Genomic DNA, 703 nt, shown 5'->3' with positions numbered 1-703 from the left:
CCTCGGCCAGCTCCCGCCCCATCCCCGCCCGCTGACTGCCCTGACCGGAGAACAGCAGCGCCACCTTGGCTCGTCCGCGCACCGGTCCGGACTCGATCACCGACGCGTTCGGCTCACCCTCGGCCAGCGCCGACAGCGCCTCCAGCAGACCGGCGCGGTCCGTGCCGACCACCGCCGCGCGCTGCTCCAGCAGCGCCCTACCGGTCGCCAGCGACCAGCCGACATCCGCCATGTCCAGTTCGGGCCGAGCCAGTACCCAGGACTCGAGCTGCTGCGCCTGCGCCCGCAGGGCTGCCGCCGACTTCCCGGAGAGCAGCCATGGGACGGCGGGCAGGGCCTCGCCCGGCTCCTCGTCCGGTTCGGCCGGAGGCTCCTCCAGGACGACATGCGCGTTCGTGCCGCTGATCCCGAAGGAGGAGACACCGGCCCGGCGCGGGCCGTTCTCCGACTCCCACGGACGGGCCTCGGTCAGCAGCTCCACCGCACCCGCCGACCAGTCCACGTGCTCGGTCGGCTCGTCGACGTGCAGGGTCCGCGGCATCACGCCGTTGCGCAGCGCCATCACCATCTTGATCACACCGGCCGTTCCGGCGGCGGCCTGTGCGTGGCCGATGTTCGACTTGATGGAACCCAGCCACAGCGGGCGGTCCTCAGACCGCTCCCGGCCATAGGTCGCGATCAGCGCCTGCGCCTCGATCGGGTC

At 72.7% G+C, this 703-nt stretch carries 1 protein-coding gene; it reads right to left on the bottom strand.

Annotated elements, in window-relative coordinates; genetic code table 11:
* Positions 1-703 (bottom strand): ketoacyl-synthetase C-terminal extension domain-containing protein (locus ACWJ6R_RS37520; RefSeq protein ID WP_449066736.1); only part of this gene is annotated, 703 nt, incomplete at both ends.

It is taken from the genome of Planomonospora algeriensis (genome assembly GCF_977012225.1).
The sequence above is the reverse complement of the archived record's forward strand: the minus strand, read 5'-3'. Positions and strand labels throughout refer to the sequence as shown.